At 66.4% G+C, this 13,442-nt stretch carries 14 protein-coding genes; 6 read left to right on the top strand and 8 right to left on the bottom strand.

Going from position 1 to position 13,442, the window contains the following annotated elements:
* The first annotated feature begins 77 nt into the window (after nucleotides 1–77).
* Nucleotides 78–1,058 (top strand): CobD/CbiB family protein, encoded by a 981-nt coding sequence (locus AC1DEL_RS05420; protein ID WP_092290320.1) that lies wholly within the window; start codon nucleotides 78–80, stop codon nucleotides 1,056–1,058.
* 76 nt (nucleotides 1,059–1,134) lie between these two features.
* Here AC1DEL_RS05420 and AC1DEL_RS05415 read toward each other — a convergent pair whose 3' ends face one another.
* From AC1DEL_RS05415 to AC1DEL_RS05405, 3 genes are read right to left on the bottom strand one after another with little or no spacing between them, the layout of a single operon-like run.
* Nucleotides 1,135–1,440 (bottom strand): putative signal transducing protein, encoded by a 306-nt coding sequence (locus tag AC1DEL_RS05415; protein ID WP_441590569.1) that lies wholly within the window; start codon nucleotides 1,438–1,440, stop codon nucleotides 1,135–1,137.
* Between the two features lie 15 nt (nucleotides 1,441–1,455).
* Nucleotides 1,456–2,421, bottom strand: coding sequence for a ribosome small subunit-dependent GTPase A (gene rsgA / locus AC1DEL_RS05410; protein WP_092290316.1), 966 nt, complete (start codon nucleotides 2,419–2,421; stop codon nucleotides 1,456–1,458).
* Complete coding sequence (locus AC1DEL_RS05405) at nucleotides 2,418–3,668, bottom strand: M48 family metallopeptidase (RefSeq protein ID WP_092290865.1); 1,251 nt, start codon at nucleotides 3,666–3,668, stop codon at nucleotides 2,418–2,420. The genes rsgA and AC1DEL_RS05405 overlap by 4 nt, the downstream gene beginning before the upstream one ends.
* Before the next feature lie 167 nt (nucleotides 3,669–3,835).
* On the opposite strand from AC1DEL_RS05405, the gene orn reads away from it, so the two are divergent.
* Together orn and AC1DEL_RS05395 are read left to right on the top strand one after the other, a co-directional pair.
* Nucleotides 3,836–4,462 (top strand): oligoribonuclease, encoded by a 627-nt coding sequence (orn, locus tag AC1DEL_RS05400; RefSeq protein WP_477125484.1) that lies wholly within the window; start codon nucleotides 3,836–3,838, stop codon nucleotides 4,460–4,462.
* A 78-nt stretch (nucleotides 4,463–4,540) separates the two neighbouring features.
* Entirely contained in the window at nucleotides 4,541–5,422 is an 882-nt protein-coding gene (locus AC1DEL_RS05395; RefSeq protein WP_092290312.1) for an AEC family transporter, read from the top strand.
* 21 nt (nucleotides 5,423–5,443) lie between these two features.
* Here AC1DEL_RS05395 and mog read toward each other — a convergent pair whose 3' ends face one another.
* Together mog and yjgA are read right to left on the bottom strand one after the other, a co-directional pair.
* Complete coding sequence (gene mog, locus AC1DEL_RS05390; RefSeq protein ID WP_441590567.1) at nucleotides 5,444–6,091, bottom strand: molybdopterin adenylyltransferase; 648 nt, start codon at nucleotides 6,089–6,091, stop codon at nucleotides 5,444–5,446.
* Nucleotides 6,088–6,705 carry a ribosome biogenesis factor YjgA gene (yjgA, locus tag AC1DEL_RS05385; protein WP_304441446.1) on the bottom strand — a complete coding sequence of 206 codons (618 nt, stop codon included), beginning with the start codon at nucleotides 6,703–6,705 and terminating at the stop codon, nucleotides 6,088–6,090. Before yjgA ends, mog begins: the two co-directional genes overlap by 4 nt.
* A gap of 69 nt (nucleotides 6,706–6,774) precedes the next feature.
* On the opposite strand from yjgA, the gene pmbA reads away from it, so the two are divergent.
* On the top strand, nucleotides 6,775–8,142 hold the full coding sequence (pmbA, locus tag AC1DEL_RS05380) for a metalloprotease PmbA (RefSeq protein ID WP_092290863.1): 1,368 nt from the start codon (nucleotides 6,775–6,777) through the stop codon (nucleotides 8,140–8,142).
* A 79-nt stretch (nucleotides 8,143–8,221) separates the two neighbouring features.
* On the opposite strand, the gene AC1DEL_RS05375 is transcribed toward pmbA, so the two are convergent.
* The 3 genes from AC1DEL_RS05375 to AC1DEL_RS05365 form a co-directional block, all read right to left on the bottom strand.
* Nucleotides 8,222–8,722 carry a dihydrofolate reductase gene (locus AC1DEL_RS05375; protein ID WP_477125485.1) on the bottom strand — a complete coding sequence of 167 codons (501 nt, stop codon included), beginning with the start codon at nucleotides 8,720–8,722 and terminating at the stop codon, nucleotides 8,222–8,224.
* On the bottom strand, nucleotides 8,719–9,513 hold the full coding sequence (locus AC1DEL_RS05370; protein WP_092290304.1) for a thymidylate synthase: 795 nt from the start codon (nucleotides 9,511–9,513) through the stop codon (nucleotides 8,719–8,721). Before AC1DEL_RS05370 ends, AC1DEL_RS05375 begins: the two co-directional genes overlap by 4 nt.
* Nucleotides 9,514–9,661: 148 nt before the next feature.
* Nucleotides 9,662–10,366, bottom strand: coding sequence for a TerC family protein (locus AC1DEL_RS05365; RefSeq protein ID WP_092290303.1), 705 nt, complete (start codon nucleotides 10,364–10,366; stop codon nucleotides 9,662–9,664).
* A gap of 565 nt (nucleotides 10,367–10,931) precedes the next feature.
* On the opposite strand from AC1DEL_RS05365, the gene egtD reads away from it, so the two are divergent.
* A complete protein-coding gene (gene egtD / locus AC1DEL_RS05360) occupies nucleotides 10,932–12,020 on the top strand; it encodes an L-histidine N(alpha)-methyltransferase (RefSeq protein WP_477125486.1) in 1,089 nt (362 codons plus the stop codon).
* A gap of 141 nt (nucleotides 12,021–12,161) precedes the next feature.
* Nucleotides 12,162–13,418, top strand: a complete 1,257-nt coding sequence (locus AC1DEL_RS05355; protein WP_477106424.1) for an SUMF1/EgtB/PvdO family nonheme iron enzyme — start codon at nucleotides 12,162–12,164, stop codon at nucleotides 13,416–13,418.
* Nucleotides 13,419–13,442: the final 24 nt, after the last annotated feature.

The following is a 13,442-nucleotide window of genomic DNA, read 5'->3' as shown; positions in this document are numbered from 1 at the left end:
CTATCGTCTGGCTATACCGCAATGCGACCGGACCGGCACTTCGCCGTCGCGCCAACGTCCGTCGCCACCGTCACGCGATGACCTTTGTTTCCATTCTTCTGGCGCTGATCGCCGAACAGTTCCGAGCCTTGGGCCGGAATAACCCTATTTACGACATCGTGCGCGTACTGGGGGAGCGGGCCGAACACGCCTTCGACACGGGCCGCCCGCGCGACGCCGCGCTGGCCTGGCTGACCGCGGTGCTGCCGCTCACGCTGGCTGCCGTGCTGGTCCACTACCTGCTGGCGTCGATCAGCGTGGCGCTGACCTTGGCCTGGAACGTCCTGCTGCTCTATCTGACCCTCGGCTTCCGCCAGTTCAGCCACTTCTTCACCGATATCCACGAGGCGCTGAATCGCGACGACCCGCATACCGCGCGCACGCTGCTGCATGAGTGGACCGGGCTGGACACGGTCGACATGCCGGTCAGCGAGATCGTGCGTCACACGCTTGAGGCGGCCATCATCGCCGTCCATCGCCATGTATTTGGGGTGTTTTTCTGGTTTCTGGTGCCGATTGGCCCGGGTGGTGTCGTGCTGTACCGCACCGCCGAGTTCCTGAGCCGGCAGTGGAACCAGCCGTCGAACGAGCGCAGCCCGGCGCTGGGGCGTTTTGCCTCGCAGGCGTTCTATGTGCTGGACTGGGTACCTTCGCGGCTGACGGCGATCGGGTTTGCCATCGTCGGCAATTTCGAGGATGCCGTGTACGCGTGGCGCAACCACGCGCGCAAGTGGAATGATGCGATCAACGGCATCCTGCTCGCCAGCGGCGGCGGGGCGCTCGGCGTGCGGCTTGGCGCGCCGCTGGCCGAGGACGACTCCAGCGTGATGCTGCGCACGAGCCTGGCCGGCGTGGACTACGCGCCGGGCATGGAAGACACCGCCGAGCCGGTGCCGCCCGAGTACGGCGCCGACCCCGGCGTGCGCACGCTGCAATCGGCGGTGGGGCTGGTCTGGCGCGCGGTCATCCTGTGGATGCTGTTGCTGGCGATGGTGTCGCTAGCGCTCTGGGTGGGCTGACCGCAGCCTTCGACCAAGATCCACCAAGAAGAAACGCCACGATCGTGGCGTTTTTTTATTCCCTTGGTTTTCCCGATTACTCCCGATGCGCCCCGCAGCGCCAGCACGACGCAAACTGCGCCTCGTGCCATTCCGCGCAGCCCGTGCATTGCCAGCGTGGCCCTGGCGGCGGGTTGGCGGCGGCGTTGAGCACGGCCCAGGCGTCGGCTTCTGCCGCATCGTCGAGAATCCAGACCTGCGGCGCGCTCTCCTGGAACGGGATGTCCCCGGCCGCACCGCCCAGCCACGTGTTGCGGACCTCGGCGCGAATGCCCGCCGCCCGCAGCACGTTCTCGCAGTGCGCGGCATGAACCAGCGATGTGGACCGCAATAGCAGCTTCATCGGGCTACTCCACGGTTACCACGGCTTCTGCTGCCGGGACTCGTGCAGCAGCTGCGTGTACAGCTGATGGCGGCGCTCGGAGATCTCGCCGCCGTCGATGGCCGCCAGCACGCCGCAGCCGGGCTCGTTGATGTGATGGCAGTTATAGAACCGGCATTCGGTGAGCCTGGGCCGGAACTCGGGGAACGCGCGCTCCAGCATGCCTTCGCTGAGGTGGTGGAGGCCGAATTCCTGGAAGCCCGGCGAGTCGATCAGGTAGCCGGGCCGGCCTTCGACCGTGCCCCAGTCGGCCGGCAGGTGATAGAGCCGGGTGAACGTAGTGGTGTGCTTGCCGGAATCGAGCTTGGCCGAAATTTCACGCGTCTGCGCTTCCACGCCGGGAATCAGCAGGTTCAGCAGCGACGACTTGCCCATGCCCGACTGGCCGATCAGGATGCTCGACACCCCGGCCGTGCGCGGCTGGAGTGTCGCCAACGCCTCTTCCGGGCGGCCATGGACGGACAGCTCGACGGTGTCGTAGCCCAGGTCCTGGTAGAGCTTCAGGCGCCGCCGGGCGTCGTCCAGCCGTGCGGTCAGGTCGGTCTTGTTCAGGATGACGAGGGGACGAATCGCCAGCGCCTCCGCCGACACCAGCGCGCGGCCCAGCAGATCCTCGGAAAAACTCGGCTCCGTGGCCAGCACGATGACCACCTGGTCGATATTGGCGGCCAGCATCTTGGACTTGAACTGGTCCGAGCGATGCAGCAGGTTCTTGCGTGGCGAGACGGCGGTGATCACGCACTGGTCCGCCGCGGCCATCTCCACGGCCACGTGGTCGCCCACGGCGCAGTCGCTCTTCTTGCCGCGCGGGAACGCGTGGATCCGCGATCCGTCGCCCAACTCCACCACATAGTGGCGGCCATGGGCGGCGATGATCAGTGCGGTCTCGGAAGCTTGGCCGGTGCCCTTGCCGGCGTTGTGATGGCGCGCGTGACGGTTCATGCGTGCGCCAGCAGGCGGTCGATCCGCTGCGCCGCCGGCGGGTGCGAATAGTAGAACGCGCTATAGATGGGGTCGGGCGTCAGCGTGGACGCGTTGTCCTTGTACAGCTTGACCAGCGCGGACACGAGGTGACCGGCATTGGTCTGATGGGCCGCGAACTCGTCGGCCTCGAACTCGTGCTTGCGCGACGACTGGCTGGCCAGCGGCCCGAGCACGAAGGTGAACACCGGCAGCGCCAGGAAGAACAGCACCAGCGCCAGCGCGTGGTTGCTGGTGCCGAAGTTCGGCAGCACCCCCAGCCCCGTGTAGAACCACGCCCGCGTGGACAGCCAGCCCAGCAGCGCCAGAAACACCAGCGAGAGCGCGAAGGTCACCGCAATCATCTTGGCCACGTGGCGGCGCTTGAAGTGACCCAGCTCGTGCGCCAGCACGGCTTCCACTTCCTCGCCGTCCAGGCGGGAGAGCAGGGTGTCGAAGAAGACGATGCGCTTGGCCGCGCCGAAGCCGGTGAAGTAGGCGTTGCCGTGCGCGCTGCGCTTGCTGCCATCCATGACGAACAGGCCCTTGCTGGCAAAGCCGCACTTGCGCAGCAGCGCCTCGATGCGCTGGCGCAGGCCCTCGTCGGCCAGCGGCTCGAACTTGTTGAAGAGCGGGGCGATGAAGGTCGGCACGATCACCTGCAGCAGCAGGCTGAAGGCCATCCACAGCAGCCAGGTCCAGACCCACCAGTAGGTGCCGGCGCGCTCCATCAGCCACAACACGGCCAGCAGCAGCGGCAGGCCCAGCACGCAGGCGACCAGCGTCATCTTGGCGAGGTCGAGCAGCCACAGGCCGAACGTCATCTTGTTGAAGCCGAAGCGCTGCTCGATGCCGAACTGGCCATATAGCGAAAACGGCAGGTCGACCAGGCCGCCGATCAGCGCCACGCTGGCAATCAGCGCCACGCCGTACAGGTAGCCGCCGCCGTCGAACACACCGAGCCAGAAGTGGTTCAGCGCGTGCAGCCCGCCCAGCATGGTGAAGCCGATCAGCACGGCGGCGCCGGCCAGCACCTCCAGCATCGACAGCCGCGTGCGGGCGATGGTGTAGTCGGCGGCCTTCTGGTGGGCGGAGAGCGTGATGGTGTCGGCGAAGCGGGCCGGCACGGCGCCGCGATGGCGGCCGACATGGCGCACCTGGCGCGCGGCCAGCCAGAGCTTGGTCAGCACCATGACGACCAGCGCGGCCAGGAAAATCAACGTGAACATCGGCAAGGCCATAGTAGTTTCGCGAAAGTCGCTCGGTGAGACTGCCGACCGGCGGCGAGGGTACGCAGCCGGGCAATTGTGGCGGATATGCGAGAATTATAAATTGTTCGCGCCGGACGCCTCTCCGGCCGCTTTTCTTCCTGTCCCCAATATCGAGCCGTACCCAGATGACTAGCCCAGCCGCCACCTCCGTCAAAAGTGAAAACAACCTCATCTGGTTGGATATGGAAATGACCGGCCTGCAGCCGGATTCCGACCGGATTATCGAGGTTGCCGTGGTGGTGACCGACTCCGAACTCAATATCCTGGCCGAAGGGCCGGTGCTGGTGATCCATCAGGCCGACGCCGTGCTCGACGGCATGGACAACTGGAACAAGGGCACGCACGGCCGCTCGGGCCTGATCGACAAGGTCAAGGCGTCCACGCTCACCGAGGCGCAGGCCGAAGCCGAACTGCTGGCGTTCCTGAAGCGCTGGGTGCCGGCCGGCAAGTCGCCGATGTGCGGCAATTCGATCTGCCAGGACCGCCGCTTCATGGCGCGTTACATGCCGAAGCTGGAATCGTTCTTCCACTACCGGAACCTCGATGTTTCCACGCTGAAGGAACTCTGCAAGCGCTGGGAGCCGGCCATCCACAAGGGTTTCGCCAAGCGCCAGCTGCACACGGCGCTGGCCGATATCCTCGAGTCGGTGGAGGAACTGCGCTACTACCGCACGCACTTTATCAAGGCGTCCACGCCGGCCGCCACGGAAACCCCGGGGGCGCCCGCTGCGCCCACCGCCCCGGCAGCCTAAGACAGAACAAGAACCCCGCGGGCCGGTCAGTCCTTCCGCTTGACGGGGAGGGGCCCCGGCTACGCCGCCCCTTCCGCCATGTTCACCCGTATCGTTTCGATCATTACGCCGGTCATCCTGATCATCCTGGTCGGATGGCTCTACGGCCGGCGCGCCCACCCAGACATGACCGGCATCAACCGCGCCACGCTCGACGTGATCGCGCCGCTGCTGGTGGTCTCGGCCTTCGTCAGCAAGGATTTCGTGCTGGCGGACCAGTTGGCGCTGCTTGGCTGCGCGGTGGCGGTGGTGATCGGCTCCGGCATCCTTGCGTGGATCGTCGCCCGGTTGATCAAGGCCGATCCGCGCACCTTCGTGCCGCCGATGATGTTCAACAACAGCGGCAACATGGGCCTGCCGCTGTCGGTCTTCGCGTTCGGCCCGGCCGGGCTGGCGCCGGCGGTGGCGCTGTTCGCGGCGTCGAACCTGATGCACTTTACGCTGGGGCTCAAGATCGTCAACCGCCATGCCTCGCTGACGCAGATCGCCCGCAACCCGATGGTGCTGGCCACCGTGGCCGGCGTGGCGCTGTCGCTGGCGCGGCCGTGGTTCACGCTGCCCGAGCCGGTTTTCGAGTCGATCAAGCTGCTGGGCGATGCCACGGTGCCGCTGATGCTGTTCGCGCTCGGCGTGCGGATGAAGGACGTCAGCCTGCGGAACTGGGGGATGGGGTTGCTGGGCGCGGCGGTGTGCCCGCTGGTGGGCATTGCGGTGGCGCTGCCGCTGGCGCTGTGGGTGCCGCTGACCGATCTCCAGCGCGGGCTGCTGTTCGTCTTCGCGGCCCTGCCGCCGGCGGTGCTCAATTTCCTGGTGGCCGACCATTTCCGGCAGGAGCCGGATCAGGTGGCCTCCATCGTGCTGCTCGGCAACATCGGGGCCGTGGTGTTCGTGCCCATCGGGCTCTACCTCGGCCTGAAGTAGCCGTTCTCTCTATATATCTAGTCAGGACTTCGCGCGGATGGCGTGCTTCGGGCGCCACGCCTTGACCACGGCCTCGTCGGTTTCCACGTAGGGGCCGCCGATCAGGTCGATGCAATATGGCACCGCCGCGAACACGCCCTGGACCACGGACTTGCCGTCGGCATCGCGCAGACCTTCCAGCGTCTCGCGGATGGCGCGCGGCTGCCCGGGGAGGTTGATGATCAGCGCGGCACGGCCCGGCGTCTCGCGGATCACGGCCACCTGCCGCGACAGGATCGCGGTCGGCACGAAATGCAGGCTGACCTGCCGCATCTGCTCGCCAAATCCTGGCATTTCCTTGGTACCGGCCGCCAGAGTTGCCTCCGGCGTCACATCGCGCCGTGCCGGGCCGGTGCCGCCCGTGGTCAGCACGAGGTCGCAGCCCACCACATCCACCAGGTCGATCAGCGTGCGCGAGATCAGCGCCTGCTCGTCCGGAATCAGCCGTTCCACGCCTTGCCACGGCGAGGTCAGGGTGCGGCCGAACCAGTCCCGCAGGGCGGGGATGCCCTCGTCCTGGTAGGTGCCGGACGACGCCCGGTCAGAAATCGACACGAAACCGACGATCAGCTCGTCGGGATGCTTACGCACGGCCGGGGAACTGGGCTGGGTGGTCAGGGGAGAGGTCATGCCTCGGGCTCCTGTGCGGGCGGGGTGGCGGCGTCGGCTGCGGCGCCAGTGGCGGCATCCTTCTCTTCCAGCGCGGTCTTCACGGCCTGGAACAGCTCGCGGAAGTACTTGGGCGGCTTGCTCATTTCGCGCTCCTTGCGGGCATTGCGGATGATATTGCGCACGGCCTGCACGTCCACGGTGGGGTGCTCGCCGAGGAACTTGGTCAGCATCGCGTCGTCGGCCAGCAGCAGTTCGCGCCAGCGTTCGATCAGGTGCAGCCGGGCCGTCTCGGCCTTGCTTGTGCCCTTGAAGCCTTCCAGCGCGGCGCGGATGGCGTCGAGTTCGTCGTCGTCCAGCCCGCGCATGACCTTGCCGACGAACTGCATCTGGCGGCGCTTGCCTTCGTGGCTGTTGATCTTGCGGGCGGCGTGGATGGCGTCCGCCAGCGACTCAGGCATCGGCACGCGCGCCAGGCGGTCCTTGGCCAGGGCTTCGAGCTCGACGCCCAGGTCTTGCAGCGCGGTCATGTCGCGCTTGCGCTGCGACTTGCTCTTGGGCAGGTCGTCGTCCGGCTCGGGGGCAAAGCCACCGGGGAAACGGGAATTGGAGGGGCTACGGGTATTTCGCGTCATAGCCGGCATTTTATCTTGCTATGATTCCCGTTTGGACTTTTGATCACGCTTGCCCACATGGACCACCGCATGGACCAGATTGCCGACAAAACCTCGCATTTCACCTATTCCCAGGACCAGCTCAAGGCCATGGCGGCCGATGTGCTGCGCGTGGCACGCGAGCTTGGGGCGACCGACGCCGCTACCGAGATCTCGGAGGGCAGCGGCCTGTCGGTGACGGTGCGCAAGGGCCAGGTGGAGACGATCGAGCAGAACCGCGACAAGGTGGTTGGCGTTACGGTGATGATCGGCCAGCGGCGCGGCAACGCCAGCACGTCCGATTTCTCGCCGGCGGCGCTGCGCGCCACGGCCGAGGCCGCCTACAACATCGCCCGCTTCACCGCCGAGGACGATTGCGCCGGGCTGGCCGAGGAAGACCTGCTCGAGAAGAATCCGCAGAACCTGGACCTGTTCCACCCGTGGACGGTGGACGCCGAGGGCGCCATCGACATCGCCCGTCGCGCCGAAGCGGCCGCGTTCGCGGTCTCGCCGAAAATCCGCAACAGCGACGGCGCGAGCGTTTCCGCGCAGCATTCGCAATTCGTGCTGGCCACCTCGCGCGGTTTCTCCGGCGGCTACCCGTATTCCCGCCATTTCATCTCGTGCGCGCCCATCGCCGGCTCGGGTGGCGGCATGCAGCGCGACGACTGGTATTCGTCCAAGCGCTCCCCGCTGACGCTGGCCGCGCCCGAGGACATCGGCCGCTACGCCGCCGAGCGTGCGCTGGCTCGCCTGAATGCCCGCAAGCTGACCACGCGCAAGTGCCCGGTGCTGTTCGAAGCGCCGCTGGCCGCTGGCCTGCTCGGCGCGTTCGTCCAGGCGGTGTCTGGTGGCGCGCTGTATCGTAAATCGACGTTTTTGTACGACACGCTGGGCAAGGCCGTGTTCGGTCCGGACATCCAGATCCATGAAACGCCGCACGTGCCGGGCGCGATGGGCAGCGCCCCGTTCGACGAGGAAGGCGTGCGCACGCGCGAGCGCGACGTGGTGCGCGACGGCGTGGTGGAAGGCTATTTCCTCTCCACCTACTCGGCGCGCAAGCTGGGCATGAAGACCACCGGCAACGCCGGCGGCTCGCACAACCTGAAGCTGACCAGCACCCTGACCCAGCCGGGCGACGACTTCGCCGGCATGCTGAAGAAGATGGGCACCGGCCTGCTGGTGACGGAGTTGATGGGGCAGGGCGTGAACTACGTGACGGGCGACTACTCGCGCGGCGCGTCGGGCTACTGGGTGGAAAACGGCGTGATCCAGTATCCGGTGGAAGAAATCACGATTGCCGGCAGCATGGTCGAGATGTTCAAGCAGATCGTGGCCATCGGCGCGGACTCGCTGGTGCGTGGCACCAAGGAAACCGGCTCGATCCTGATCGAACAGATGACGATCGCCGGGAACTGACCGGCTGGGGACTGGGGCTGGATCGCCCAACGAAAAACGGCAGGGTTTGAACCCTGCCGTTTTTTTTTGCAGCCTCGGCTTACTCTTCGCCGGAAGGCGGCCGTTCGTACGTCACGAACGCGTAGTCAAACTGGTTGGCCTCGGAGTGATGCGTCTCGCGGGTCAGTTCGATCCAGCGGGTCCGGTCCACGGCCGGGAAGAACGCGTCGCCGGGAACGTCGGCGTCGATCTCGGTAACGATCAGCCGGTCCGCGCTGGGCAGCGCCTCGGCGTAGAGCTGCGCGCCGCCGATCAGGAAGACCTGCTCCACGCCCACGCAGAGCCGCTGGGCGTCTTCGAGCGATGCCACCACCTCGGCGCCTTCCAGCTTCAGGTCCCGGTTCCGGCTCACCACGATATTGCGGCGCCCCGGCAGCGGTCGGCCGATGGAATCCCACGTCTTGCGGCCCATGACGACCGGCGCGCCCATCGTCGTACGCTTGAAATGCTGGAGGTCTTCCGGCAGGCGCCACGGCAGCGTGTTGTTGCGGCCGATGGTGCCGTTGCGTGCCCGGGCGACGATCAGGGTCAGCAGCGTCATACGGCCACCGGCGCCTTGATCGCGGGGTGCGATTCATAGCCCACCAGCGCGAAATCCTCGTACTTGTAGTCGAAGATGCTGTCCGGCTTGCGCTGGATCTGGAGCGTCGGCAGCTTCATCGGCGCGCGCGCGAGCTGGGTTTCCACCTGCTCGAAATGATTGTTGTAGATGTGGCAGTCGCCGCCGGTCCAGACGAAGTCGCCCACGGCCAGGCCGGCCTGCTGCGCGATCATGTGCGTCAGCAGCGCGTAGCTGGCGATGTTGAACGGCACGCCGAGGAAGATGTCGGCGCTGCGCTGGTAGAGCTGGCAGGACAGCTTGCCGTCGGCCACGTAGAACTGGAAGAATGCGTGGCAGGGCGGTAGCTTCATCTGCGGGATCTCGCCGACGTTCCAGGCCGAGACGATCAGGCGGCGCGAGTCCGGGTTGTTGCGGATCTGCTGCATCAGGTCGGCGATCTGGTCCACGTGGCGGCCGTCCGGCGTCGGCCAGGCGCGCCACTGGTAGCCGTAGATCGGGCCGAGTTCGCCGTTCTGGTCGGCCCACTCGTCCCAGATCGTCACGCCGTGTTCCTTCAGGTAGGCGATGTTGGTCGAGCCCTGGAGGAACCACAGCAGTTCGTGGATGATGGACTTCAGGTGCAGCTTCTTGGTGGTGACCACCGGGAAGCCCTCGTTCAGGTCGAAGCGCATCTGGTAGCCGAACACCGAACGGGTGCCCGTGCCGGTGCGGTCGGCCTTGTCGGTGCCATGCTCGTAAACATGGCGCATGAAGTCGAGATACTGTTTCATCGGCTTGGAAGCGAGGGCGGGGAGAAAGTGATGTCGGCGCCCGGGGGCGCCCGAGCGGGGATTTTACCCGCAAAGCAAAAGACCGCCCGGAGGCGGTCTTTTGCTGCGCCGCGGCAGGGGGCTGCCGCGCGCCGGGGTCTGACTGGTGTCAGTGGCTTTCGGCCGGGGTAGTGCGCACGCGACGCTTCTGCGTCAGGTAGCCCGCGCCCAGCACGCCGCCGATGATCAGCACATAGAGGCCAAGCTGCACGATCGAATGCGTCTCGAAGTACGTCTTGATCAGCGGCTCCTTGACGATCATGTGCACAGCCGTGAAGGCCAGCACGCCGGCGCCCAGGTAGATGATGATCGGGAAGCGCGACATCAGCTTCAGCACCAGCGTCGAGCCCCAGACCACGATCGGGATGCTGATCAGCAGGCCCAGCACCACCAGCAGGAAGCTGCCGTGCGCGGCGCCGGCTACGGCCAGCACGTTGTCCACGCCCATCACCGCGTCGGCGATGATGATGGTCTTCATCGCGCCCACCAGCGTGGTGGCGCCGCCGCCGTGCTCGTCGCCATCTTCCTCGGCGGCCAGCAGCTTGTAGGCAATCCAGACCAGCGCCAGGCCACCCACCAGCATCAGGCCAGGGATCTTGAGCAGCCAGACCACGCCGATGGTCATGGCCGAACGGACCACTACGGCGCCGACGGTACCCCAGACAATGGCCTTCTTCTGCAGATGCGGCGGCAGGTTGCGCGCCGCCAGGGCGATCACGATGGCATTGTCCCCGGCCAGCACCAGGTCAATGACGACGATGGACAGCAGCGCCGTCAGAAACTGCATCGTGAACAAATCGGTGAACCACTCCATGAACTCTCCTCGGGTACGAACGAATAGCTGCAAGCCAATTTGGCCCGCAAGGGTTTTTGTTCACCTGGAGATCACGAAGCACGGGAGTTGGAAACGCCTTTGCAACGTGAAACCAGGTTGCAAAGGTCTTGCTCGACACACAGACGCGGAATGCGCGGCAGGGTCAGCACAACCGGAGACGGGTCGCGTCTCGGAATGACGATTGTGCTAAGGGCAATGGCCCCCAAGCTACTCCCCTTTGAAGGGACGCGTCCGCAGATACTGCATGAGCGGTCGCGCTGGGCGGGATTATAAGCGAAATGCGAGGAAAAATGTTGTGCAGCCTACATGCCATTTGAATGTATCTAACATGAGGCTTTTGGGTGGAGATTTCGACATTGTCAGCGGATGTAAGTCGATGCAAGGCATCCTGCACGCATATCGATATGCACCTATCCTATTGGGACTGGCTTCGGCCGGTGCGCGTCAGACTGCACAGGCGCGGACTCCGATGACGGTCGCCTGGCGCTAGCCATGGCGGTTTTGAGGGATTCACGTAGTGCCCCATCGACAACAAGGAAGCGTCATGCCGGCTGTTACGACACCACTGAACCCAACTCGACCTCTCTCCAAAGCCAATCACAACCACCACGCCCCCGCCCCCACACTCGCGCCCGAGCCATCCCCGGTCATCGTCAATGGCAATGGCCATGCCCCGGCGGCGCTCCAGCCCGAATTCGTCCAGCAGTACCACGAGGACAGCGGCGCCCTGCGCGCCGAGATCGTCGCTGGCCTGACCCGGCATCCGGCCAGCATCAGTCCGAAGTTTTTCTACGATGTGCTCGGTTCCCGGCTGTTCGAGGCGATTACCGACCTGCCCGAGTACTACCCCACGCGCACCGAAGCATCGATCTTCGCCACCTCGGCGCCCGCCATTGCGGCGCGCGCCGGCAGCGGCTGCGTGCTGATCGACCTCGGTGCGGGCAACTGCGAGAAGGCCGCGCGGCTGTTCCCCAGCCTCCAGCCAGCGCAGTACGTGGCGCTCGATATTTCCGTGGAGTTCCTGCGCGGCACGCTGACCGGCCTGCAACAGCAGAATCCGCATATTCCGATGCTGGGCCTGGGCGCGGACCTCTGCGGCCCGCTCGACCTGCCCAGCGGCGTCCGGCGCGGGCGGCGGCTGTTCTTCTATCCCGGCTCCAGCATCGGCAACTTCGCCCCGATCGAGGCGCTCGCGCTGCTCCAGCGCCTGCGCGCGGCGGCCGGGCGCGGCGACGGCGTGCTGATCGGCGTGGATCTTTTCAAGGATTCTGCGACGCTGGTGTCGGCCTATGACGACGCCCTCGGCGTGACCGCCGCGTTCAATCGCAACGTGCTGCGCAACCTGAACCGCATCGTTGGCAGCGACTTCGCGCTCGACGATTGGCGCCATGCGGCCAGCTTCGACGCCCGGTCCTCGTGCGTGCAGATGCATCTGGAGGCCACGCGCGACGTAACCGTGCGCTGGGCCGACGGCGAGCGGCGCTTCGCGGCCGGGGAGCAGATCCATACGGAGGATTCCTATAAGTATCGTCCGGAGGACTTCTCGATCCTGCTCGAGTCGGCCGGCTTCACTGATCCGGTGTGCTGGACCGACCCGAACGGCTGGTTCGCGGTGTTCCACGCGCGCGGCTGACCGTCGCGGCCGGGTCCGCGACAGAAGCCGCAGCCCAAGCAGGGGATTGAATGCCCGGGAAGGGCCATCGTCGCGCCAGTGTCATAATGCGCGCAGCCGGTGGCCCCGGCATCCCTTTTACCTTCTGTCACGGATCTGTCGATGAGCGGCTTCTCCATGCTTCCCGATCTTCACTTCACTGGCGGCAAGGCGACGTGGGCTGACGCGCGCCGGCTGCCGCGCGAAGGGCTGGCGCAGGCGCTGGTGGAGTCGCGCAATCGCACGCTGGCGTGGCTGGCGGCCTTCGGCCAGACCCGCAAGGGCTGGATGGTCACGCGCCAGTACGACTGCAATCCGCCGCTGTGGACCCTCGGTCACATCGCCTGGCATGCCGAATGGTGGTGCCTGCGCGGCGTGCGCCACCTCGAGCGGGGTGGGGTGCGGCTGCCGGTGGCCAGTGAGCCGTCGCTGCTCGACGGCGCCGATGAATGGTTCGACCCGGACCGCATCGGCCCGGACGAGCGCTGGGAAATCGTGCTGCCCGATGTCGCACGCGTGAAGCAGTACGCCACGCAGGTGCTGGACGGCCTGCTGCGCCGCATCGCGCTGTTGCCCGACGACGAAGATGTCACGCTCTATCCGTTTCGCCGGGCGCTGTTCCATGAGGATGCCCAGGGCGAGACCATCGCCGCGCTGCTTCAGGCGCTGGGCATGGCGCCGGCCGAGCCGGCTGCCGTGGGCCCGTCGATCTCCGTCTCGCACAACGGCACGCTGCACTTCCCGGGCGGCCGCTTCACGCAGGGCTGGCATGACCCGGACGGCCTCGCGCTGCCGGACGAGCTGCCGGCCCAGCAGACCTATGTGCCCGCGTTCGATATGGACGGCGCGCTGGTCACCAATGCGCAATTCCTGGAATTTGTCGAAGACCACGGCTACGAGCACCCGTCGTGGTGGTCGGCGGCGGGGCGGCAATGGCTGATGACGCAGGAGCGCTCGGCGCCGCGTTACTGGTCGCGCCACTTGGTCACCCGGGCGTGGATGGTGTCGCGCTTCGGCGCGGAGCGCACGCTCAATCCCGACGAGCCGGTGCGCCACGTCACGCTGTTCGAGGCGCAGGCATGGTGCGTCTGGGCCGGCCGGCGGCTGCCGCAGGAAGTGGAGTGGGAGCTGGCAGCCACGCAGAATCGTGGCCTGCAATGGGGCGCGCTGCGCGAGTGGACGGCCACACCCTACGAGCCCTACTCGGGCTTTGTGGCGCAGCCGGCTGACCTGGAGCTGGTGGGACGCTTCGGCACGCACCAGGCCGTGCGCGGCGTCTCGTTCGCGAGCCCGGCGCGCCAGCGCCATACCCGGGCGCGCACGGCGCTGCTGCCCGAGGACGATGTCTCCTTCGTCGGCTTCCGGTCCTGCGCGGTGTAGGCCCCGACGTCGATTCCATCGCAC

The sequence above is a fragment of the Cupriavidus sp. 10L43_2 genome (assembly GCF_056395265.1).
The sequence above is the reverse complement of the archived record's forward strand: the minus strand, read 5'-3'. Positions and strand labels throughout refer to the sequence as shown.

Bases quoted from the DNA above. Each gene is read 5' to 3' on its own strand.
- AC1DEL_RS05395 (WP_092290312.1), top strand. From the start codon at position 4,541: ATGTTCACCCGTATCGTTTCGATCATTACGCCGGTCATCCTGATCATC.
- AC1DEL_RS05420 (WP_092290320.1), top strand. From the start codon at position 78: ATGACCTTTGTTTCCATTCTTCTGGCGCTGATCGCCGAACAGTTCCGA.
- yjgA (WP_304441446.1), bottom strand. From the start codon at position 6,705: ATGACGCGAAATACCCGTAGCCCCTCCAATTCCCGTTTCCCCGGTGGC.
- AC1DEL_RS05370 (WP_092290304.1), bottom strand. From the start codon at position 9,513: ATGAAACAGTATCTCGACTTCATGCGCCATGTTTACGAGCATGGCACC.
- AC1DEL_RS05365 (WP_092290303.1), bottom strand. From the start codon at position 10,366: ATGGAGTGGTTCACCGATTTGTTCACGATGCAGTTTCTGACGGCGCTG.
- AC1DEL_RS05355 (WP_477106424.1), top strand. From the start codon at position 12,162: ATGAGCGGCTTCTCCATGCTTCCCGATCTTCACTTCACTGGCGGCAAG.
- orn (WP_477125484.1), top strand. From the start codon at position 3,836: ATGACTAGCCCAGCCGCCACCTCCGTCAAAAGTGAAAACAACCTCATC.
- AC1DEL_RS05415 (WP_441590569.1), bottom strand. From the start codon at position 1,440: ATGAAGCTGCTATTGCGGTCCACATCGCTGGTTCATGCCGCGCACTGC.
- pmbA (WP_092290863.1), top strand. From the start codon at position 6,775: ATGGACCAGATTGCCGACAAAACCTCGCATTTCACCTATTCCCAGGAC.
- egtD (WP_477125486.1), top strand. From the start codon at position 10,932: ATGCCGGCTGTTACGACACCACTGAACCCAACTCGACCTCTCTCCAAA.
- AC1DEL_RS05405 (WP_092290865.1), bottom strand. From the start codon at position 3,668: ATGTTCACGTTGATTTTCCTGGCCGCGCTGGTCGTCATGGTGCTGACC.
- AC1DEL_RS05375 (WP_477125485.1), bottom strand. From the start codon at position 8,722: ATGACGCTGCTGACCCTGATCGTCGCCCGGGCACGCAACGGCACCATC.
- mog (WP_441590567.1), bottom strand. From the start codon at position 6,091: ATGACCTCTCCCCTGACCACCCAGCCCAGTTCCCCGGCCGTGCGTAAG.
- rsgA (WP_092290316.1), bottom strand. From the start codon at position 2,421: ATGAACCGTCACGCGCGCCATCACAACGCCGGCAAGGGCACCGGCCAA.